Origin of the sequence: Bartonella sp. AP40SXNS (genome assembly GCF_042195825.1) — a bacterium.
GTDB lineage: Bacteria > Pseudomonadota > Alphaproteobacteria > Rhizobiales > Rhizobiaceae > Bartonella.
The window spans coordinates 1-19,586 of sequence record NZ_JBHIPB010000005.1 but is presented as its reverse complement, the minus strand read 5'-3'; the positions used below and the strand labels follow the sequence as shown (position 1 = coordinate 19,586).

Genomic DNA, 19,586 nt, shown 5'->3' with positions numbered 1-19,586 from the left:
AATAGAATATTTGTTCAAAAAAATTGAGAAAAAATGACTGTATATTTAAAAACTCAAACAAATAAAAACAGAAAAAATCTTAAATGAAAAAAATTATAGATGAAAAAACGCTCCATCAAATGGCTTCATCGCTCTCTGTATTTTCTGAACCTGCATTTTCTAACAATTCAATGGCAATCAAACCAGCATTTTGGCGCAAAGCTGCTTCAATTTCTGTAGCAACTTCCGCATGTTCACGTAAAAACTGCTTTGCATTTTCACGCCCCTGTCCTAAACGCTGAGAATTATAAGAAAACCATGCACCAGATTTTTCCACAATACCAACCTTAACACCCAAATCAATCAATTCACCTACTTTAGAAATGCCTTCACCATAAATAATATCAAACTCAACCTGTTTGAACGGAGGTGCCAATTTATTTTTCACCACTTTAACACGCGTCTGATTACCAACGATTGCATCCCTATCTTTAATAGACCCAATGCGACGAATATCCAAACGAACAGAAGCATAAAACTTTAAAGCGTTTCCCCCTGTTGTTGTTTCAGGCGAACCAAACATCACCCCAATTTTCATGCGAATTTGATTAATAAAAACAACCATACAATTAGAGCGAAAAATCGCTGCTGTTAATTTTCGCAATGCTTTACTCATCAATCGCGCTTGCAATCCAGGCAAAGCATCCCCCATTTCACCATCGATTTCCGCACGCGGTGTTAAAGCTGCAACAGAATCCACAACAAGCACATCAACTGCACCAGAACGAACCAACGTCTCTGTAATTTCCAATGCCTGTTCACCAGTATCTGGTTGAGAAATGAACAAATTTTCTAAATCAACACCAAGCTTACGCGCATAAATAGGATCAAGTGCATGCTCTGCATCAATAAAAGCACAAATCCCACCACTTTTCTGTGCCTCAGCAATAGCATGGAGAGCCAATGTTGTTTTCCCAGAACTTTCTGGTCCATAAATCTCAACAATGCGCCCCTTGGGTAATCCACCAATCCCTAAAGCAATATCCAAGGATAATGACCCTGTTGGAACTGTTTCAATTTCAACAACCTGCTCTTTTTGCCCAAGACGCATAATCGAGCCTTTACCAAAAGAACGTTCAATTTGTGAGAGAGCAGCATCGAGAGCTTTTGTTTTATCCACGATTATATCCTTGACCGATTCATAAATAATCTAACACTTAAATTTTACACTGTACTTTTAATTTAACTAAAGTCTTGAGTTTAGATTTTCACAGACTATTTGCATTCCTATCCCCACCTTATGTCCATAACATATCATGAGCATCACAATAAAGAATTGGCATTGCTTATCTTATGACACAAAAAATAAATTCTAATAAAACAATACTTCCTAAGAGAGCAAGTTAACACATTTATATCTCTCTAGAAAAGGAACAATTTAAATTTCAACACAATGTTCTATAGCCCTTCTGTTTATCCCTTTGATTAAATACTTGAGAGACTAAAAATTCTCCCGCTATTGATCACACAAAAAACGCATCATCAATCAACCTCATACCCTATTGCATCGAAGAACAAAACGCCATTGTGTTGCATATTCATACACTTAATTTAAGAAATACCTCTCAAAACTTCCAAGCTCACTTCGTGACAACACCTATGAATGTGGTATACTGTAAGACTTTTTGACGCCACCATCTTTACACTATAGAAGGAGAAAGCTGGCACCATCACACTATTTATCATCCCCTAAGGTTGCCACAGCTCTCGGCATTTGAGACGATTCATAAAAGGAATTTTTAGTCCTTTCTTGTACGGTTTTTATCACACGCTAATCCTGCTTGTAACATGCAACAGAATAACCTGATTGCTTCAACAAATAACAGACTTGGGATGAGAGAAATTTACGGTATTTGAAACTTTCATTCAACTTACGAAACAGTCAATTATCATTATAAGTCAATATATTATTTAATAAAAACCAAAAAAAATAAAGCAGCTTAAAAGTTGAATGACATATTTAAATTTGAAAAAATATGCAATTTTGAAGATATCAAAAAAAATCTCTACAAGCAATGCAATAAATGTTTAAAATATAAACTAAATTTCTCATATAATAACATAAGAGATAAAAAATAAATCTGAGATTAATAAAAAACATATTTCAACTCAAATTTTATTTTGATCTTTACGTTTTTTGCGCAACTGTTGCCACCACTCAAGACGTTTCACAATTTCACGCTCAAAACCACGCTCAACTGGTTTATAATAACTCTGACGCCCAAGTTTTTCGGGAAAATATTCTTGTCCTGAAAAAGCGTCTGGTTCATCATGGTCATAACAATAACCACTTCCATACCCTTCTTCTTTCATAAATTTCGTAGGAGCATTAAGAATATGCTTAGGGGGTGGTAAAGAGCCATTTTTGCGCGCACAACGCAGTGCTGCTTTATACGCAAGATATGCTGCATTTGACTTTGGCGCAGTTGCAACATAAAGACATGCTTGCGCCAAAGCCAATTCTCCTTCTGGTGATCCTAAATAATCATAGGCATCTTTTGCTGCATTACAAATGATAAGAGCTTGAGGATCCGCCAAACCAACATCTTCAACAGCCATACGAACCAACCTTCGCCCAATATAGAGAGGATCTTCACCAGCATCCAACATACGTGCCAAATAATAAAGCGCAGCATCAGGATCAGATCCACGAACGGATTTATGCAACGCTGAAATGAGATTATAATGCCCATCTCGTCCTTTATCATAAATGGGCGCACGACGCTGAATAACTTTTTGCAAAGCAACAACATCAAGAACCTCTCCCAATGGTGCAATAGACCAAACTTCCTCTGCCAATGTTAATGCAACACGCGCATCACCATCAGACATCTCTATCAAAACGTCTCTGGCATCATTATCCAAGGGTAGACATGTTCCCTCAACTTCTTCAGCACGCCTCAAAAGCAGGTTCAAACTTTCATGATCATGAGAAAGAAATGTTAAAACACGTGCACGCGAAAGAAGGGCAGCATTCAGTTCAAAAGAAGGATTTTCGGTTGTTGCGCCTATAAGTACCACAGTACCCTCTTCCATCACAGAAAGAAAACTATCCTGCTGAGCACGATTAAACCGATGAATTTCATCAACAAAAAGAAGTGTCTTATCCCCAGATATAAAACGCCTCTGCGCAACTTCAAAAATCTTTTTAAGTTCAGAAACTCCGGTAAAAATAGCAGAAACCTGCTCAAACGCGAAATTTGTTTCAAGGGCTAACAAACGTGCAACAGTCGTTTTTCCCGTCCCTGGAGGTCCCCAAAAAATCATCGATCCAATTGAGCCAGTTGCCGCCATACGTGAAAGCAAACCATCCTCTCCAATCAAATGCTTTTGTCCCACAACATCATTGAGAGAACAAGGGCGCATTCTTTCTGCAAGTGGCTGACTTTTATTAACTTGAAAATCAAACGACGAAGTAAAAAAATCTTTCTTCAAAAAAAAACCTCAACGAATAAATTGGCGAATATACATACCATCACGTTCATATTCCAATTGCCACATATTTGAGCGACCTTGCATAAGAACCTTTTTCAATTGATGAACTGTTTGAATTTTATGGCCATTTACAACACGTAGAATATCTCCTGACTGAAAAATTCCAGCTGCATTGCTCATTTCCTCAAGATTGGTAATCACAACCCCTTTTGCAGATATAGGAAGATGAAAACGTCGACTATTTTGAGGTGTTAAATCTAACACCTCAGCACCAGCAAGAGGACTGTCACCCGTAATTTTTTCAGATTTTAAAAATGCAGTTTCTGATATCGATGAAACTGTTATTTGTGTTTTTAAAATTTTTCCACTTCGTAAATATTCCAAGGCAAGACTATGCTCAACGTCAGCTGTCATCAAACGATACCCAAGACTATCTGGACTGTCAACGCGTACCCCCTGCACACTCAAAATAACATCACCTACTTTCAATCCAGCTTTTTCAGCAGGACTATCTTTGATAACTTCAACAATCAGAGCACCATAGGGACGTTCTAAACCTAAACCACCAGCAATATCAGGTGTAACATTTTGAAAAGAAGCACCAATATAAGGCGGCACAAAATATTTTCCACCGCGTTTAACAGTATCAAGCATCACTTTTACAAGATTAACTGGAATAGCAAAACCAATCCCTACAGAACCACCCGAACGCGAATAAATAGCCGTATTAATTCCGATTAACTGACCTTTCATATCAATTAAAGCGCCACCAGAATTCCCTGGATTAATGGCTGCGTCTGTTTGAATAAAAAAGTCAAAATCAGAAATCCCAACACGTGTACGCGCTTGCGCTGAAACAATACCACTTGTAACTGTTTGACCAACACCAAAAGGATTACCAATAGCAAGAACAAGATCACCAACTTCAACAGCATCAGAATTTCCCAAAGAAAGAACTGGAAATTGAGCATCTTTTTCCTTAACTTCAAGAATTGCAATATCAGTCGCTTCATCTTTGAGCACGACCTTACTCTCAAACTCCCGCCCATCAGAAAAAGCCACTTTAATTTCGCTTGCATCTTTAATGACGTGGTAATTTGTAACGATCAAACCACGTGCATCAACAATCACCCCTGATCCTAATGACGATTGCTTACGAACAGGAAATTTATTTTGAAAACGACCAAAAAATTGCTCAAAAAATGGATCGCCTTCAAAAGGTGATCGTGCTCTAATTTGTCGAGCTGCATAAATATTTACAACAGATGGAACTGTCTTTTTAACTAAAGGAGCAAATGAAAGGGTGATTTCTGTTTGTGTTTGAGGGATATGAGCATATACATGATCAAATGATATCTGCATCATAATTGCAAAAAAAATCCGCACCCAAAAAGAATACCTCATAATCCACTCCTTTAAAATCAGCACATTCTGTTGAAGATTAATAGAATAAAAAAACGCATCCCCGCAAATTAAGGACCTCTATTAATATTTCATAATAGAGAATAAAAACAACCTATTTGAACAATAAATATTATAAAAATAAAATAATTCAATATTCTATAATTTTCTCTCTGCACCTATTTCTCAACTAAAACAAACTTAAAAATGCTCACAAAAAAACCGCCCAAGACAAGGCGGCCTTTAAAAATTCAACAGAATAAAAAAACTTTACGAAGAAGTTTCCTTTTCATTCTCAGAAGCCTCCATACGAATGCGATCCCCAGCCCCTTTCGCTTCGACATCACGATCAACAAATTCTATAACAGCCATGGGCGCATTATCACCGGTACGAAACCCCGCTTTCATAATACGTAAATACCCACCGTTGCGTGATGCATAACGTGGCGCAAGCGTATCAAATAATTTTGCAACTTTTCCTGCATCACGAAGTGCTGCAATTGCTTGCCGACGCGCATGCAAACCACCACGCTTACCAAGAGTAACGAGTTTTTCAACAATAGGACGAATTTCTTTAGCCTTTGGAAGCGTTGTCACAATCTGCTCATGCTCGATCAACGAAGTTGCCATATTTGCAAACATCGCTTTACGGTGACTGGCAGTACGGTTCAACTTGCGTCCTGACTTACTATGGCGCATAAGCCCTCTCCTTAAATTCTAATTCTAATATTGATCTTCATAACGTTTTGCAAGATCATCAATGTTTTCAGGCGGCCACGCAGGAATTTCCATCCCAAGATGTAAACCCATACACGCCAAAACTTCTTTAATCTCATTCAACGATTTGCGACCAAAGTTCGGTGTCCGAAGCATTTCAGATTCTGTTTTTTGAATCAGATCACCAATATAGACAATATTATCATTCTTAAGACAATTTGCCGAACGAACTGAAAGTTCTAATTCATCCACTTTTTTGAGAAGTGCAGGATTAAAAGAAAGCTCAGAATCAACCTCTTCAACAGGCTCCTTCTGTGGTTCTTCAAAGTTAATAAATAACGATAATTGATCCTGAAGAATGCGTGCTGCAAAAGCAACAGCATCCTCACCATTAACAGCACCGTTTGTTTCAATCGTGAGCGTTAATTTATCATAATCGAGAACTTGACCTTCACGTGTATTTTCTACTTTATAAGATACCCTACGGATCGGTGAATAAAGACTATCAATTGGAATAAGCCCTATACGCGCATCATCAGCACAATTACGATCAGATGGAACATACCCCTTTCCTGTGTTGACAACAAATTCCATGCGAATTTCAGCATCTTCATCAAGAGTACAAATAACATGATCTGGATTTAGAATTTCCATATCCCCAACTGTACTGATATCTCCCGCTTTCACGACACCAGGCCCCTCTTTATAAACAACGACACGTTTAGGCCCTTCTTCTTCCATACGAAGCGCAATTTCTTTTATATTCAGAATAATATCCGTAACATCCTCACGCACACCTGGAATCGATGAAAATTCATGCAAGACACCGTCAATCTGCACAGCAGTAATAGCAGCACCACGAAGCGAAGATAACAACACGCGACGAAGCGCATTTCCTAACGTTAAACCAAAACCACGCTCAAGAGGTTCAGCAATCACACTTATAATATTTGGATTATCATGTGCACATGACTCAACCTTATTGGGTTTAATAAGTTCCTGCCAGTTTTTCTGGATCATATTTTTATTCCCGTTCTTTAGTTCCGTTACCATTCAATCGTAACGACCAATGTGAACATCAGAGAAATCTCCGACAACAAAAAACAACACCCAATTAAACACGCCGCCTTTTCCGCGGACGACATCCATTATGAGGAATTGGTGTTACATCGCGAATAGAAGTAATGACAAAACCAACAGATTGCAATGCACGTAGAGCAGATTCACGCCCTGATCCAGGTCCACAAACTTCAACTTCCAAAGAACGCATACCATGCTCTTGCGCTTTTCTTGCACAATCCTCCGCAGCAACTTGAGCAGCAAAAGGTGTCGATTTACGCGCACCTTTAAACCCCTGAGCTCCCGCAGATGACCAAGCAATTGCATTACCCTGAGCATCAGTAATAGTAATCATTGTATTATTAAATGTTGAATTAATATGCACAACACCCGATGAAATATTTTTACGTTCGCGACGACGAACACGTGTGGCTTCCTTGGCCATAATTTCCCTTTCAACGATCTCATCACTGCCGTAACATCAGCAGCTCCACCTTTTTTCCTTGCCAAACAAATCAAACAAGAAAAAGAATATATAAAAACCTTCCACAAAGGCCCTTATTTCTTCTTACCGGCAATTGCCTTAGCAGGCCCCTTACGCGTACGAGCATTCGTATGCGTACGCTGTCCTCGGACAGGCAAAGATCGACGATGCCGCAATCCACGATAACAACCAAGGTCCATCAAACGCTTAACATTCATAGCCACTTCACGACGAAGATCACCTTCAACTTGATAGCCCTGATCTATCGCCTCACGAATCTGCAGCACCTCAGCATCTGAAAGCTCATGCACACGACGCCCCAAAGGAATGCCAACTCTTTCAATAATTTCTTGAGCAAATTTTGGTCCAATCCCGTGGATATATTGAAGCGCAATAATTACACGCTTATTTGTCGGGATATTGACGCCAGCGATACGAGCCACGCCTACTCTCCTTAGTTATGTTGACAAATTTTTATAAAATACCTGATATACCTTACAGAAAAAAATAGACTCAGAAAAAAATTCTTCCGAATCCTATTATTTCACTAAAATAAATTAGATTCACTTTTGATAGATTTCATCTCAAAAGTCAACTCTTTTCATTTATTTCTAAAAAAAATCTCATGAAAGAAACCCTCTAATCATACGTGTCACTTCAGCAACACCAATCATTCCATCAATAACCTTCAACATTCCCCTCTCTGAATAAAATTTTGATAAGGGAGCTGTTTTTTCACGATATTCTACTAATCTTTTTGCAAAAGCAACAGGATTGTCATCTAAACGAACCTGTCCACCAACCGCTATTGTTTCCTCAACGCGCTTCTTCATACGTTCAATCAACACGTCTTCATCAACACACAACTCAACAACAGCATTAAGCTGCATATTTTTTGAATCGAGTATCTGTTGCAACGCTTCTGCTTGCCCCACAGTTCGCGGATATCCATCCAAAACAAAACCGTTTACACAATCAGCTCCATCAATCCGATCTGATACGATTTGATTAACAATACTATCAGGAACCAAAGCACCAGAACTTATAATAGCTTTAGCTTTTTTACCAGTATCCGTTTCTTTGGCAATCACCTCACGCAACATATCCCCTGTTGATAAATGAGGAATGTTGTATTCCTCAGTCAACATTTTTGCTTGTGTTCCTTTCCCCGCTCCAGGAGGACCTAAAAGAATAACCCTCATCGATTCCTTCTACCTCCACGAAGTTTTGATTTTTTTATCAACCCTTCATATTGGTGAGCAACAAGGTATCCCTGAATTTGAGCAACTGTATCAAGTGTGACAGTAACAACAATCAACAAGGACGTCCCCCCAAGATAAAAAGGTACCTGTAATGCAGATATCATAAATTCAGGCAACAAACAAACCAAGATGATATAAAGTGCCCCCACAACAGTAATACGTGTCAAAACGTAATCAATATATTGGGCTGTGCGTTCACCTGGACGAATCCCTGGAATAAAACCAGAATGTTTTTTCAACTGATCTGCAGTATCACTTGGATTAAACACTATCGCCGTATAAAAAAAGCAGAAAAACGCCATTAAAAATGCATAAACGATCATATAAAGTGGCTGTCCATGACCAAGAGAATAAGAAATAGCCTGAACCCATTGTGGCATTTTATCAGAAAAATTATTAATAGTAGCTGGTAATAACAATAAAGATGAAGCAAAAATAGGTGGAATAACACCAGCAGTATTCAACTTTAAAGGAAGATGCGACATATCGCCTTGAAACATTTGATTACCAACCTGACGCTTCGGGTACTGAATAAGAATTCGCCGTTGCGCACGCTCTATAAAAACAATAAGTCCGATAACCAAAATAGCAATAAGGACGATCCCTATTAAAAGAAAAGTTGATAAATCAGCTTGGCTATGAGCTGTTAAAAGCTGAGCAAAAGTAGAAGGAAAGTTAGCTACAATTCCTGTAAAAATGATGAGAGAAACCCCATTACCAACACCGCGTGACGTAATTTGCTCGCCAAGCCACATGAGAAACATTGTCCCACCAACAAGTGTAATAACAGAAGAGATACGAAACATCAGACCTGGTTCTAAAACAATTTGAAGCCCTGTCCCTATACCGCTTTCAAGCGCAACCGCGATACCGAAAGCTTGTAGAATTGCCAATACAACTGTTACATAACGCGTATACTGATTAATAACCTTACGACCTAATTCCCCTTCTTTTTTAAGAGTCTCCAAAGAAGGAATAATAGATGTTAACAACTGTACAATAATAGATGCTGAGATATAAGGCATGATACCCAGCGCAAAAATCGCCATACGCCCAACAGCACCTCCTGCAAACATATTAAAGAGTCCTAATACACCTGATGCATGATGTTCAAAGGTCTGCCGTAAAGCATCAATATTAATACCTGGAAGAGAGATATAAGTGCCAAAACGATAGACAAGAAGTGCCGCCAGAGTAAACCAGATGCGTTTCTTTAATTCAGTTGCACGCGAAAAGGTACCGAAGTTGATATTGGAAGCAAATTGCTCTGCTGCTGATGCCATAAAACGTCTCCACTTCACACTCCAGTTCTTTAAATCACAGAAGTATAACCCTAAAACTCATATCTTTATACAAGAATAAATGCGGAACTTAAAAAATTCCACACAAAACATTTTGCAGAATATATATAACCCTTCTTCAGATCTCTACTCATATCAAAAAAGTTATTGAACAACATCAGGAAAAATAATCTGACCACCCACTTTTTCAACTTTAACACGAGTAGCTTCTGAAGCTCCAGAAACATGAAAGATAATCTTAGCTTTCAAATCACCATCAGAAAGAAGACGAATCCCGTCCTTTTTACGACGAATAATACCAGCCTCTTTCAAAGCAATCATATCAACAGGCTTTTCAATATCCAATTTTCCTGCATCAACGGCTGACTGAATACGTCCCAAAGAAACTTCATTATAGGTTTTGGCGAAGAAATTCTTAAATCCACGTTTCGGTAAACGACGATAGATAGGCATTTGCCCACCTTCAAAACCATTAAGGGAAACACCAGAACGTGACCTTTGTCCTTTGACACCGCGACCACCAGTCTTACCAATACCCGAGCCAATACCTCGCCCAACACGCTTACGATTTTTTGTTGCGCCTTCGCAATCACGCAGTTCATTGAGTTTCATATCTAATACTCCTGCAACCCTTAATCTTCATCTATAACGCGAACAAGATGCCGAACCTGAGCAATCATACCCCGTACACAAAGTGTATCTTCTAAAACACGCCGCCGACGCATCTTATTTAATCCAAGCCCTTTTAAGGTTGCACGCTGAATCTGTGATTTTCGAATAGGGCTTCCAATTTGCTCTACCATCACAGTTTTACCACTCTGAGATTTTTTTTGAACCATTTCCTAATTCCTTTTCTGATAATCTCAGAAACTACCCTTCTACATCAACTAAATGGCGACGACGCGCCTGCAAAGTTGAGTATTTTATACCACGCTGAGCAGCAATATCTCGAGGATGCATTTGATGTTTCAATGCATCAAATGTTGCACGAACCATGTTATAAGGGTTCGAAGATCCTAATGATTTTGCAACAACATCCTGCATACCAAGAGCTTCAAAAATAGCCCGCATCGGCCCTCCAGCAATAATCCCAGTACCCGCAGAAGCTGAACGCAATAAAACACGCCCCGCTCCGTGACGACCTTCAAGATCATGATGCAATGTGCGTCCAGACCGAAGCGGAACATAAATCATCCCACGCTTTGCAGATTCCGTTGCTTTACGAACAGCTTCCGGAACTTCACGAGCTTTACCATGACCAAAACCCACACGCCCTTTTTGATCTCCAACAACAACAAGAGCGGCAAAACCAAAACGCCGACCACCCTTTACAACTTTAGCAACACGATTTATATGAACAAGCCTATCGACAAATTCATTATCGCGTTCTTCTCTCTCACCACGTTCTTTTTGTGCCATTCCTCATTCCTTTTTCTTTTCCGGAAGCACGATAATAAAGCTCCTCATCAAACCAGAAGAACCTAAACGAAACACTCTAAACTCTCCTTACACATTCATAAAGAGGAAAATTTAGAAATTCAAACCACCTTCACGAGCAGCTTCAGCCAAAGCCTTGACACGACCATGGTACACATAGGCTCCACGATCAAAAACCACGTCACTTACACCAACTTGCTTCGCACGTTCAGCAATTAACTTACCAATAGCGAAAGCGGCTTCTTTATTAGCACCACTCTTTAACGATTTTTTCAAATCACCTTCAAGAGTAGAGGCTGAAACAAGTGTACATCCCCGCAAGTCATCGATAACTTGAGCATAAATGTTCTGATTTGAACGATAAACACTAAGCCGAGGACGATCATGAGAAACCATTTTAATTCTACGACGAACACGCCTCGCACGACGTTGGATAATGTCCTTAGATGAAACCATAATACAAAATCCTTATTTCTTTTTACCTTCTTTACGGAAGATACGTTCATCTGCATGCTTAACACCTTTACCTTTATAAGGCTCAGGCCTACGATACTCACGAATCTCCGCTGCAACTTGTCCAACTTGCTGTTTATCAATTCCAGAAACAACAATTTCCGTTGGCTTAGGAACAGTCACAGTCACACCCGACGGAACTTTATAAACCACATCATGTGAGAAGCCCAGAGATAGTTGGACATCCTTACCCTGCAAAGCAGCACGATAACCAACCCCATTAATCTCCAATCTCTTTTCAAAACCATCTTTCACACCACAAAAAATGTTCTCAATCATTGAGCGCGACATACCCCATTTAGAACGCGCATCTTTTGACTGATCCCGCGGCATAACTGATATGATATTCTCCTCAAGTTTGATCAAGACTTCATCATTGACGACGTAACTCAGCTCACCTTTTGGACCTTTTGCCTTAACCAGCTGACCTTCAACAGTAGCAGTAACTCCAGAAGGAATTGAAATGGGTTTCTTTCCAATACGAGACATTGTTCTAACCTACTTTTTCTTCCGTTTTCTTGACATAACTTAGAAAACACGACAAAGGAGTTCTCCACCAACATTCTGTTCACGCGCTTCATGATCCGCCATAACGCCTTTAGGAGTCGATAAAATCGAAATACCTAAACCATTTGCCACCTGCGGAAGCGACTTAGCGGAAACATACACACGACGACCTGGCTTTGACACACGTGAAATCTCACGAATAGCAGCCAACCCTTCAAAATACTTCAACTCGATTTCAATTTCAGCTTTTCCATCACCTAAATCAACGCGATTATATCCCCGAATATAACCTTCTGACTGCAAAACATCAAGAACGTGTGCACGAAGCTTCGAAGCCGGAGTAACCACTTTGCCTTTTTTACGACCAAGTGCATTACGAATACGTGTTAACATATCACCAAGAGGATCTGACATAGACATTGAATAATCTCCTCTTACCAACTAGACTTTACAATACCAGGGATATGGCCCACAGAGCCAAGTTCACGCAATGCAATTCGCGACATTTTTAACTTACGGTAATAAGCCCGTGGACGACCTGAAACCTCACAGCGATTACGAACACGAACTTTTGCAGAATTACGTGGCAATTCTGCTAATTGAACGGAAGCTTTAAAGCGTTCTTCAAGAGAAACCTTCTGATCCATCACTATTGCTTTCAAACGTGCACGACGTGCAGCATAACGCTTCACCATCACCTCACGACGTTTATTTTTTTCAACGGCACTTACTTTGGCCATAATTTCACCTCGCTACGTTTGCCGTTACGAACGAAAAGGAAAATTAAAAGCACGCAATAGTTCACGAGCTTCATCATCCGTTTTTGCTGTCGTACAAACGATAATATCCATGCCCCAAATTTGATCAACTTTATCATAGTTAATCTCTGGAAACACAATGTGTTCTTTAATACCCATAGCAAAATTGCCACGACCATCAAAGCTTTTTGGATTTAAACCACGAAAGTCACGAACCCGCGGAAGAGCAATCGTAACAAGACGATCTAAAAACTCAAACATACGATCTTTACGCAATGTAACTTTAGCCCCAAGAGGCATTCCTTCACGAACCTTAAAGGTTGCAATAGAATTACGTGCACGCGTAATAACGGCCTTCTGTCCTGTTATAAGTCCTAAATCCTCAGCAGCAAGGGAAGGCTTTTTCGAATCAGCAGTCGCTTCACCTATCCCCATATTTATCACAATTTTATCAATCCGCGGAATTTGCATCGCATTTTTGTAATTAAACTTTTCTTGAAGTGTTTTACGGATCACTTCAAAATAATGCGCTTTCATACGCGGTATTTGTCTTTCCTCAGCCATTAATCAACTCTCCCGAACGCTTGGCAAAACGCACTTTATTACCATCTGCATTCATACGAAAACCTACACGTGTAGGCTTACCATCTTTAGGATCAGCAATCGCCAAATTAGACAGATGAATTGGAGCTTCCTTAGAAATAATTCCAGCTTCTTGCTTCTGCGTTTGACGTTGATGACGTTTAATCATATTAACCCCACGAACAAAAGCCTTATTATCTTTCGGATTAACCTTAATTACTTCACCACTACATCCTTTATCCTTACCGGATAAAACAACAACTTTATCACCTTTTCGAATCTTCTGCATAACATCTACTCCTTACAGCACTTCAGGAGCGAGAGAGATGATCTTCATATGATTCCTACCACGCAATTCACGAGGAACAGGTCCAAAAATACGCGTACCGATCGGCTCTTTTTTATTATCCACTAAAACCGCAGCATTACTATCAAAACGAATGACACTACCATCTGCGCGACGAATATCCTTAGCAGTACGAACCACAACAGCTTTCATAACATCACCTTTTTTAACACGGCCACGAGGAATTGCATCCTTAACCGAAACAACAATAATGTCACCGACCGAAGCATATTTTCGCTTTGAACCGCCTAACACTTTGATGCACATGACACGACGCGCTCCAGAATTATCAGCAACGTCGAGGTTTGTTTGCATCTGAATCATGACTGGCCACCTTCTCTTAACACATATATCCGATTGTATCTTTTACACACTCGGATTTGCCTGCCAAATAACGATAAAGTTATCGCCTTCAAATTTATCAATGATAACCACACTGTTAAATTCTAAAACAATAAGCTTAACTCATTACGCTACATTGTCTTTTACAACAATCCAACACTTATCTTTCGAAATTGGTCTAGATTCTTGAATAGAAACTTGATCCCCAATCTTGAATTGGTTGTTTTCGTCATGCGCTTTATAATTTTTAGACTGCCGAACAGTCTTCTTAAGAAGCGGATGAGAATAACGGCGTTCAACTTTGACAACAACAGTCTTATCACTTTTGTCGCTAATAACAACACCCTGCAAAACGCGTTTAGGCATCTCTTATTTCCTTAAACCTTACTTTCACTTATCTTTTGACGAAGAAAAGTTTTAATACGCGCAATATCACGACGAACTTGTCTAACGCGCGCAGTCTTTTCTAATTGACCTGTTGCTTTTTGAAAACGCAAATTAAATTGCTCTTTCTTTAACTTAGCCAATTCATCTTTCATTTGGTCGAGCGTTTGCGCCCGTAATTCTGTGGCTCTCATCGCTTAACCTCATTATTCAGCAATACGCTGGATGAAACGCGTTTTTATAGGCAACTTTGCAGCACCCAATCTTAGTGCTTCACGTGCAACATCCTCCGGAACGCCATCAAGCTCAAACATGACGCGCCCAGGAGCAACACGTGCAGCCCAATAATCAACACTTCCCTTACCTTTACCCATACGAACTTCAGTCGGTTTAGATGTAACCGGAAGATCTGGAAAAATGCGAATCCACACACGACCAGAACGCTTCATATAACGTGTAATCGCACGACGCGCCGCTTCAATTTGACGAGCAGTAACCCGCTCTGGCTCAACAGCCTTCAAACCGTAGGCACCGAAATTCAAATCCGTACCACCCTTCGAAAAACCGTGAATACGGCCTTTGAACTGTTTACGGAACTTTGTGCGCTTTGGCTGCAACATTGTTCTCTACTCCAAAATTTAGTTCAATCTCAAAAACTAAGCATTTTCGCGACGACGATTCGATGAAGAACCAGATTGATCAACTTCCGTAGCACGACGTTCTGAAGCCATCGGATCATGCTCAAGAATCTCACCCTTAAAGACCCAAACTTTAATACCACAAATACCATAAGCGGTCTTAGCTTCTGCTGTACCGTAATCAACATCAGAACGCAAGGTATGAAGTGGAACACGACCTTCACGATACCATTCCATACGAGCAATTTCAGCACCACCAAGACGGCCAGAACAATTGATACGAATACCTTCCGCACCAAGACGCATAGCAGACTGAACAGCACGCTTCATTGCACGACGAAAAGCAACACGACGCTCTAACTGTTGAGCAATTGATTGCGCAATAATTGTCGCATCAATCTCCGGTTTACGAATCTCCACAATATTCAATGAAGTTTCAGCATCCGTCATTTCTGAGAGTTTATGACGAAGCTTTTCGATATCAGCACCTTTTTTACCAATAATCAAACCAGGACGTGCAGAATGAATCGTAATACGACACTTTTTATGAGGACGCTCAATAACGACCTTAGAAATAGCCGCCTGTTTAAGCTCCTCAAGCACATACGAACGAATTTTCAAATCTTCATGAAGAAGACGTCCATATTCACCACTATCAGCATACCAACGAGAGTCCCAAGTCCGATTAACACCAAGACGAAGTCCTATTGGATTGATCTTCTGACCCATTACGCGGCCTCCACTTTTTCGGTAACTTCACGAACAATAACAGTAAGATGCGAAAATGGACGTTCAATTCTACTCGCACGCCCTCGACCACGAACATGAAAGCGCTTCATCACTATCGACTTACCAACATAAGCTTCCGCCACAACAAGCGAATCAATATCAAGATCGTGGTTATTCTCTGCATTTGCAATTGCTGATTCAAGCGTTTTTTTCACAGTAGCAGCAATACGCTTGCGTGAAAACATCAAATCAGCGAGTGCGACATTAACTCTTTTACCACGAATCATTGCAGCAACTAAATTAAGTTTCCGCGGACTAACACGAATTGTCCGTGTGACAGCTCTTGCTTCATTATCTTTAAGTTGGCGCGAAACTTTAGCTTTTCCCATTCCTACTTCCTCTTTGCTTTTTTATCGGCACCATGACCATAATAAGTCCGGGTAGGAGCGAACTCACCAAACTTATGCCCAACCATCTCTTCAGAAACAGAAACAGGAATGTGCTTATTACCGTTGTAAACACCAAAAGTTAAACCAACAAATTGCGGCAAAATAGTAGAGCGACGACTCCATATTTTTATAACTTCATTGCGCCCACTTGCACGTACCTTCTCTGCTTTACCAAGAAGATAGCCGTCAACAAACGGACCTTTCCAAACTGAACGAACCACTTCAGACTACCTTTCTCATTTCTTGCGTTGATGACGCGTACGCATAATAAATTTATCAGTGGCTTTATTAGAGCGCGTACGCTTACCTTTCGTAGGTTTACCCCAAGGAGATACTGGATGGCGCCCCCCTGATGTACGACCTTCACCGCCACCGTGTGGATGATCAACGGGGTTCATAGCAACACCGCGAACATGTGGACGCTTACCACGCCAACGTGACCGACCTGCTTTACCATCATTAATATTCCCATGATCAGGATTTGAAACAGCGCCAACAGTTGCAAAACAGCTACTGGGAACCAAACGCTGTTCACCAGAATTTAAACGAAGAATAGCCATACCATGATCTCGTCCAACCAACTGCGCATAAGCACCTGCTGAACGTGCAATCTGTCCGCCTTTTCCTGGCTTCATCTCAACATTATGAATAATTGTACCTACAGGCATACTAGCAAGAGGCATAGCATTACCCGGCTTAACATCTACATTTAAACCAGCCATAACAGAATCACCAACACCAAGACGCTGTGGTGCAAGAATATAACTCAATTGCCCATCCTCATAACGGATTAAAGCAATAAAAGCGGTACGATTAGGATCATACTCTAAACGCTCAACCTTTGCTGAAACATCACGTTTAAGACGCTTAAAGTCGACAAACCGATAACTACGTTTATGTCCACCACCCTGAAAACGAGCAGTAACACGACCGCGATTATTACGCCCACCCTTTGAAGACAAACCTTCAGTTAACATCTTTACAGGTTTTCCCTTATAAAGGCAAGAACGTTCCACAATAACAAGCTGACGCTGCCCAGGTGTCGTTGGATTAAACTGCTTAAGTGCCATTATTCCTATCTCCGAGCCTCTTAAAGACCTGTCGAAACGTCGATAGTCTGACCACTGGCCAGAGTTACGATCGCTTTTTTGACATCACTCTGCCGACCAACTATACCTTTGAAACGCTTCACTTTACCCTTACGGACTATCGTGTTAACTGCTTTAACTTTTACGCTAAAAAGCGCTTCAACAGCAGCCTTAATCTCAGGCTTCGTCGCTTTCGGCGCGACATTAAAAGCAACTTGATTGTATTCAGAAATCATAGTCGCCTTTTCAGTAATAACTGGACTAATAATTATATCATAATGGCGAAGATCTGTCATTTAAAACGCTCCTCAAGAGCCTCAACAGCTGCTTTTGATAAAACAAGTTTGCTGCGACGCAAAATATCATAAACATTAATTCCCTGAATAGGCAAAATGTCAATATTAGGGATATTAGAGGCTGCACGAAAAAAGTTAATATCAATCTCCTTACCACCAATCAAGAGAGCGTTATTAAATCCAAGCTTAGAAAAATGAGAAACAAGCATTTTCGTTTTAGCATCCTTAACAGTCAACTCATCCACAATAATTAAATCTTTTGCTTTTAATTTCGCAGATAACGCAAAACGCAATCCAAGAGCACGAATTTTTTTAGGAAGATCATGCGCATGGCTACGAACCACTGGTCCATGTGCCTTACCCCCACCTCTAAACTGCGGTGCACGTGCAGATGAATGTCGAGCACGCCCAGTTCCTTTCTGTTTAAACATTTTTGCCCCTGTTCGCGACACATCAGAACGACCTTGGGATTGATGACTTCCCTGCTGACGACGTGCAAGCTGCCAACGAACAACGCGTTGCAAAATATCCTCACGCGGAACAAGATCAAAAATAGCTTCAGAAACCTTTAATTTGCCAGCTTCATTACCATCAAGAGTTTTAATTACAAGATCCATTATTAGGCTCCCTCAACTTCAGAGGTTTCCGTCACCGGAGTAACCATTTCCGCTTTCTCCTTCACAAGACGGCGAATACCAGCAGGCTTTGGAGCATTATCAGGAAGACGCTTCTTCACAGCATCCCGTATCAAAATCCAAGAACCTTTAGAACCAGAAACAGCACCACGCACTAAAATTAAACCACGCTCACTATCAGTGGAAACAACTTCAATATTCTGTGTTGTTACACGCACTTGCCCCATATGGCCAGCCATTTTTTTGCCTTTAAAAACTTTACCAGGATCTTGGCACTGCCCTGTAGAACCATGAGCACGATGTGTGATCGAATTACCATGAGAAGCACGATGTCCACCAAAGTTATGTCGCTTCATAACACCAGCAAACCCCTTACCAATACTGGTACCAGTCACATCAACTCTTTGTCCTGGAACAAAATGTTCCACTGTAATCTCAGTACCAACATCAAGAAGATTGTCGGGACTCACACGAAACTCTGCTATTTTGGCTTTAGGCTCAACAGAAGCCTTAGCAAAATGTCCACGAAGAGCTTGTGAAGTATTCTTAACCTTAGCAAAGCCTACACCTAATTGAACAGCAGTATAACCATTCTTTTCAACTGTACGCTGAGCAACGACTTGACAATTCTCCAAACGAAGTACCGTCACCGGCACATGCTCACCAGCATCATTATAAATACGGGTCATGCCCAGCTTCTGTGCTATTACACCTGAACGCATCGGGTCTGTTCCTTCTGTCCTCAAACCTCAGAGCTTAATTTCTACATCCACACCAGCAGAAAGATCGAGCTTCATAAGCGCATCCACTGTTTGCGGCGTTGGATCAACAATATCAAGAAGACGCTTATGTGTTCGCATCTCAAACTGCTCACGACTTTTCTTATCGATATGCGGTCCACGATTGACCGTAAACTTCTCAATCCGCGTAGGAAGCGGAATGGGACCACGGACATTTGCACCGGTACGTTTAGCAGTCGATACGATCTCACGCGTCGACGTATCAAGAATTCTATGATCAAACGCTTTCAAGCGAATGCGAATATTCTGACTGTTCATGCTCTTTATTTCCCTGTTATACAAAGTGCCTTCAATAATCAAAGCACTCAACAAGCATTATTTATTCAATGATCTTAGAGACGATACCGGCACCAACAGTACGACCACCTTCACGAATAGCAAAAC

Annotated in this window: 30 protein-coding genes and 1 pseudogene; all 31 read right to left on the bottom strand. The window is 40.5% G+C overall.

The features are described 5' to 3' along the window. Positions 1-115: 115 nt before the first annotated feature. Positions 116-1,159 (bottom strand): recombinase RecA, encoded by a 1,044-nt coding sequence (gene recA / locus ACFILZ_RS04915; protein WP_375606702.1) that lies wholly within the window; start codon positions 1,157-1,159, stop codon positions 116-118. A 989-nt stretch (positions 1,160-2,148) separates the two neighbouring features. Further along, positions 2,149-3,474 (bottom strand): replication-associated recombination protein A, encoded by a 1,326-nt coding sequence (locus tag ACFILZ_RS04910; RefSeq protein ID WP_375610419.1) that lies wholly within the window; start codon positions 3,472-3,474, stop codon positions 2,149-2,151. Positions 3,475-3,483: 9 nt separating this feature from the next. Further along, a complete protein-coding gene (locus ACFILZ_RS04905; protein WP_375610418.1) occupies positions 3,484-4,878 on the bottom strand; it encodes a DegQ family serine endoprotease in 1,395 nt (464 codons plus the stop codon). Positions 4,879-5,145: 267 nt separating this feature from the next. Beyond that, on the bottom strand, positions 5,146-5,574 hold the full coding sequence (rplQ, locus tag ACFILZ_RS04900; protein ID WP_375606705.1) for a 50S ribosomal protein L17: 429 nt from the start codon (positions 5,572-5,574) through the stop codon (positions 5,146-5,148). Between the two features lie 24 nt (positions 5,575-5,598). Beyond that, complete coding sequence (locus tag ACFILZ_RS04895) at positions 5,599-6,612, bottom strand: DNA-directed RNA polymerase subunit alpha (RefSeq protein WP_375606706.1); 1,014 nt, start codon at positions 6,610-6,612, stop codon at positions 5,599-5,601. 94 nt (positions 6,613-6,706) lie between these two features. Further along, a complete protein-coding gene (gene rpsK / locus ACFILZ_RS04890) occupies positions 6,707-7,096 on the bottom strand; it encodes a 30S ribosomal protein S11 (RefSeq protein ID WP_007347762.1) in 390 nt (129 codons plus the stop codon). A gap of 113 nt (positions 7,097-7,209) precedes the next feature. Continuing rightward, positions 7,210-7,578, bottom strand: a complete 369-nt coding sequence (rpsM, locus tag ACFILZ_RS04885) for a 30S ribosomal protein S13 (RefSeq protein ID WP_026500557.1) — start codon at positions 7,576-7,578, stop codon at positions 7,210-7,212. Between the two features lie 180 nt (positions 7,579-7,758). After that, complete coding sequence (locus ACFILZ_RS04880; protein WP_375606707.1) at positions 7,759-8,337, bottom strand: adenylate kinase; 579 nt, start codon at positions 8,335-8,337, stop codon at positions 7,759-7,761. After that, positions 8,334-9,680 (bottom strand): preprotein translocase subunit SecY, encoded by a 1,347-nt coding sequence (gene secY / locus ACFILZ_RS04875; protein ID WP_375606731.1) that lies wholly within the window; start codon positions 9,678-9,680, stop codon positions 8,334-8,336. Before secY ends, ACFILZ_RS04880 begins: the two co-directional genes overlap by 4 nt. A 162-nt stretch (positions 9,681-9,842) precedes the next feature. Further along, complete coding sequence (gene rplO, locus ACFILZ_RS04870) at positions 9,843-10,310, bottom strand: 50S ribosomal protein L15 (RefSeq protein ID WP_375610417.1); 468 nt, start codon at positions 10,308-10,310, stop codon at positions 9,843-9,845. Between the two features lie 20 nt (positions 10,311-10,330). Next, positions 10,331-10,537 carry a 50S ribosomal protein L30 gene (rpmD, locus tag ACFILZ_RS04865; protein WP_375606709.1) on the bottom strand — a complete coding sequence of 69 codons (207 nt, stop codon included), beginning with the start codon at positions 10,535-10,537 and terminating at the stop codon, positions 10,331-10,333. Positions 10,538-10,568: 31 nt separating this feature from the next. Beyond that, positions 10,569-11,117, bottom strand: a complete 549-nt coding sequence (gene rpsE, locus ACFILZ_RS04860; protein ID WP_005773287.1) for a 30S ribosomal protein S5 — start codon at positions 11,115-11,117, stop codon at positions 10,569-10,571. A 111-nt stretch (positions 11,118-11,228) separates the two neighbouring features. Continuing rightward, positions 11,229-11,591: a 50S ribosomal protein L18 gene (gene rplR / locus ACFILZ_RS04855; RefSeq protein WP_375610416.1), complete on the bottom strand. Its 363-nt coding sequence runs from the start codon at positions 11,589-11,591 to the stop codon at positions 11,229-11,231. A gap of 12 nt (positions 11,592-11,603) precedes the next feature. Continuing rightward, a complete protein-coding gene (gene rplF, locus ACFILZ_RS04850; RefSeq protein ID WP_375610415.1) occupies positions 11,604-12,137 on the bottom strand; it encodes a 50S ribosomal protein L6 in 534 nt (177 codons plus the stop codon). A gap of 39 nt (positions 12,138-12,176) precedes the next feature. Next, positions 12,177-12,575, bottom strand: a complete 399-nt coding sequence (rpsH, locus tag ACFILZ_RS04845; RefSeq protein WP_375606711.1) for a 30S ribosomal protein S8 — start codon at positions 12,573-12,575, stop codon at positions 12,177-12,179. Positions 12,576-12,589: 14 nt separating this feature from the next. Then, the gene (gene rpsN / locus ACFILZ_RS04840; RefSeq protein WP_375606712.1) at positions 12,590-12,895 is read right to left on the bottom strand and encodes a 30S ribosomal protein S14; all 306 of its coding nucleotides are present in this window, start codon (positions 12,893-12,895) and stop codon (positions 12,590-12,592) included. 24 nt (positions 12,896-12,919) lie between these two features. Further along, positions 12,920-13,477, bottom strand: coding sequence for a 50S ribosomal protein L5 (rplE, locus tag ACFILZ_RS04835; protein WP_375606713.1), 558 nt, complete (start codon positions 13,475-13,477; stop codon positions 12,920-12,922). Next, complete coding sequence (gene rplX, locus ACFILZ_RS04830) at positions 13,470-13,784, bottom strand: 50S ribosomal protein L24 (RefSeq protein WP_273760562.1); 315 nt, start codon at positions 13,782-13,784, stop codon at positions 13,470-13,472. The genes rplE and rplX overlap by 8 nt, the downstream gene beginning before the upstream one ends. Positions 13,785-13,796: 12 nt before the next feature. Continuing rightward, entirely contained in the window at positions 13,797-14,165 is a 369-nt protein-coding gene (rplN, locus tag ACFILZ_RS04825) for a 50S ribosomal protein L14 (protein ID WP_004855715.1), read from the bottom strand. A gap of 144 nt (positions 14,166-14,309) precedes the next feature. Next, complete coding sequence (gene rpsQ, locus ACFILZ_RS04820) at positions 14,310-14,549, bottom strand: 30S ribosomal protein S17 (RefSeq protein ID WP_012231991.1); 240 nt, start codon at positions 14,547-14,549, stop codon at positions 14,310-14,312. Positions 14,550-14,560: 11 nt separating this feature from the next. Continuing rightward, positions 14,561-14,761, bottom strand: coding sequence for a 50S ribosomal protein L29 (gene rpmC, locus ACFILZ_RS04815; protein WP_375606714.1), 201 nt, complete (start codon positions 14,759-14,761; stop codon positions 14,561-14,563). 12 nt (positions 14,762-14,773) lie between these two features. Then, on the bottom strand, positions 14,774-15,187 hold the full coding sequence (gene rplP / locus ACFILZ_RS04810; RefSeq protein WP_375606715.1) for a 50S ribosomal protein L16: 414 nt from the start codon (positions 15,185-15,187) through the stop codon (positions 14,774-14,776). Positions 15,188-15,223: 36 nt separating this feature from the next. After that, positions 15,224-15,934 (bottom strand): 30S ribosomal protein S3, encoded by a 711-nt coding sequence (gene rpsC / locus ACFILZ_RS04805; protein ID WP_375606716.1) that lies wholly within the window; start codon positions 15,932-15,934, stop codon positions 15,224-15,226. Further along, complete coding sequence (gene rplV / locus ACFILZ_RS04800; protein ID WP_375610414.1) at positions 15,934-16,323, bottom strand: 50S ribosomal protein L22; 390 nt, start codon at positions 16,321-16,323, stop codon at positions 15,934-15,936. Before rplV ends, rpsC begins: the two co-directional genes overlap by 1 nt. A gap of 2 nt (positions 16,324-16,325) precedes the next feature. Beyond that, positions 16,326-16,604: a 30S ribosomal protein S19 gene (rpsS, locus tag ACFILZ_RS04795; protein WP_004855734.1), complete on the bottom strand. Its 279-nt coding sequence runs from the start codon at positions 16,602-16,604 to the stop codon at positions 16,326-16,328. Positions 16,605-16,619: 15 nt separating this feature from the next. Beyond that, the gene (rplB, locus tag ACFILZ_RS04790; RefSeq protein WP_375606717.1) at positions 16,620-17,453 is read right to left on the bottom strand and encodes a 50S ribosomal protein L2; all 834 of its coding nucleotides are present in this window, start codon (positions 17,451-17,453) and stop codon (positions 16,620-16,622) included. Between the two features lie 20 nt (positions 17,454-17,473). Then, positions 17,474-17,767 carry a 50S ribosomal protein L23 gene (locus tag ACFILZ_RS04785; protein WP_375606718.1) on the bottom strand — a complete coding sequence of 98 codons (294 nt, stop codon included), beginning with the start codon at positions 17,765-17,767 and terminating at the stop codon, positions 17,474-17,476. Then, positions 17,764-18,384, bottom strand: a complete 621-nt coding sequence (gene rplD / locus ACFILZ_RS04780; RefSeq protein WP_375608615.1) for a 50S ribosomal protein L4 — start codon at positions 18,382-18,384, stop codon at positions 17,764-17,766. The genes ACFILZ_RS04785 and rplD overlap by 4 nt, the downstream gene beginning before the upstream one ends. A 2-nt stretch (positions 18,385-18,386) precedes the next feature. Further along, positions 18,387-19,124: a 50S ribosomal protein L3 gene (rplC, locus tag ACFILZ_RS04775; protein WP_375606720.1), complete on the bottom strand. Its 738-nt coding sequence runs from the start codon at positions 19,122-19,124 to the stop codon at positions 18,387-18,389. Positions 19,125-19,151: 27 nt separating this feature from the next. Beyond that, positions 19,152-19,460, bottom strand: coding sequence for a 30S ribosomal protein S10 (gene rpsJ, locus ACFILZ_RS04770; protein ID WP_005773267.1), 309 nt, complete (start codon positions 19,458-19,460; stop codon positions 19,152-19,154). Positions 19,461-19,521: 61 nt separating this feature from the next. Then, positions 19,522-19,586 (bottom strand): annotated as a pseudogene (locus tag ACFILZ_RS04765) (elongation factor Tu); the annotation flags it as partial.

Bases quoted from the DNA above. Each gene is read 5' to 3' on its own strand.
- ACFILZ_RS04905 (WP_375610418.1), bottom strand. From the start codon at position 4,878: ATGAGGTATTCTTTTTGGGTGCGGATTTTTTTTGCAATTATGATGCAG.
- rplQ (WP_375606705.1), bottom strand. From the start codon at position 5,574: ATGCGCCATAGTAAGTCAGGACGCAAGTTGAACCGTACTGCCAGTCAC.
- ACFILZ_RS04895 (WP_375606706.1), bottom strand. From the start codon at position 6,612: ATGATCCAGAAAAACTGGCAGGAACTTATTAAACCCAATAAGGTTGAG.
- rpsK (WP_007347762.1), bottom strand. From the start codon at position 7,096: ATGGCCAAGGAAGCCACACGTGTTCGTCGTCGCGAACGTAAAAATATT.
- ACFILZ_RS04880 (WP_375606707.1), bottom strand. From the start codon at position 8,337: ATGAGGGTTATTCTTTTAGGTCCTCCTGGAGCGGGGAAAGGAACACAA.
- secY (WP_375606731.1), bottom strand. From the start codon at position 9,680: ATGGCATCAGCAGCAGAGCAATTTGCTTCCAATATCAACTTCGGTACC.
- rplO (WP_375610417.1), bottom strand. From the start codon at position 10,310: ATGAAACTCAATGAACTGCGTGATTGCGAAGGCGCAACAAAAAATCGT.
- rpmD (WP_375606709.1), bottom strand. From the start codon at position 10,537: ATGGTTCAAAAAAAATCTCAGAGTGGTAAAACTGTGATGGTAGAGCAA.
- rpsE (WP_005773287.1), bottom strand. From the start codon at position 11,117: ATGGCACAAAAAGAACGTGGTGAGAGAGAAGAACGCGATAATGAATTT.
- rplR (WP_375610416.1), bottom strand. From the start codon at position 11,591: ATGGTTTCATCTAAGGACATTATCCAACGTCGTGCGAGGCGTGTTCGT.
- rplF (WP_375610415.1), bottom strand. From the start codon at position 12,137: ATGTCTCGTATTGGAAAGAAACCCATTTCAATTCCTTCTGGAGTTACT.
- rpsH (WP_375606711.1), bottom strand. From the start codon at position 12,575: ATGTCTATGTCAGATCCTCTTGGTGATATGTTAACACGTATTCGTAAT.
- rpsN (WP_375606712.1), bottom strand. From the start codon at position 12,895: ATGGCCAAAGTAAGTGCCGTTGAAAAAAATAAACGTCGTGAGGTGATG.
- rplE (WP_375606713.1), bottom strand. From the start codon at position 13,477: ATGGCTGAGGAAAGACAAATACCGCGTATGAAAGCGCATTATTTTGAA.
- rplX (WP_273760562.1), bottom strand. From the start codon at position 13,784: ATGCAGAAGATTCGAAAAGGTGATAAAGTTGTTGTTTTATCCGGTAAG.
- rplN (WP_004855715.1), bottom strand. From the start codon at position 14,165: ATGATTCAGATGCAAACAAACCTCGACGTTGCTGATAATTCTGGAGCG.
- rpsQ (WP_012231991.1), bottom strand. From the start codon at position 14,549: ATGCCTAAACGCGTTTTGCAGGGTGTTGTTATTAGCGACAAAAGTGAT.
- rpmC (WP_375606714.1), bottom strand. From the start codon at position 14,761: ATGAGAGCCACAGAATTACGGGCGCAAACGCTCGACCAAATGAAAGAT.
- rplP (WP_375606715.1), bottom strand. From the start codon at position 15,187: ATGTTGCAGCCAAAGCGCACAAAGTTCCGTAAACAGTTCAAAGGCCGT.
- rpsC (WP_375606716.1), bottom strand. From the start codon at position 15,934: ATGGGTCAGAAGATCAATCCAATAGGACTTCGTCTTGGTGTTAATCGG.
- rplV (WP_375610414.1), bottom strand. From the start codon at position 16,323: ATGGGAAAAGCTAAAGTTTCGCGCCAACTTAAAGATAATGAAGCAAGA.
- rplB (WP_375606717.1), bottom strand. From the start codon at position 17,453: ATGGCACTTAAGCAGTTTAATCCAACGACACCTGGGCAGCGTCAGCTT.
- ACFILZ_RS04785 (WP_375606718.1), bottom strand. From the start codon at position 17,767: ATGACAGATCTTCGCCATTATGATATAATTATTAGTCCAGTTATTACT.
- rplD (WP_375608615.1), bottom strand. From the start codon at position 18,384: ATGGATCTTGTAATTAAAACTCTTGATGGTAATGAAGCTGGCAAATTA.
- rplC (WP_375606720.1), bottom strand. From the start codon at position 19,124: ATGCGTTCAGGTGTAATAGCACAGAAGCTGGGCATGACCCGTATTTAT.
- rpsJ (WP_005773267.1), bottom strand. From the start codon at position 19,460: ATGAACAGTCAGAATATTCGCATTCGCTTGAAAGCGTTTGATCATAGA.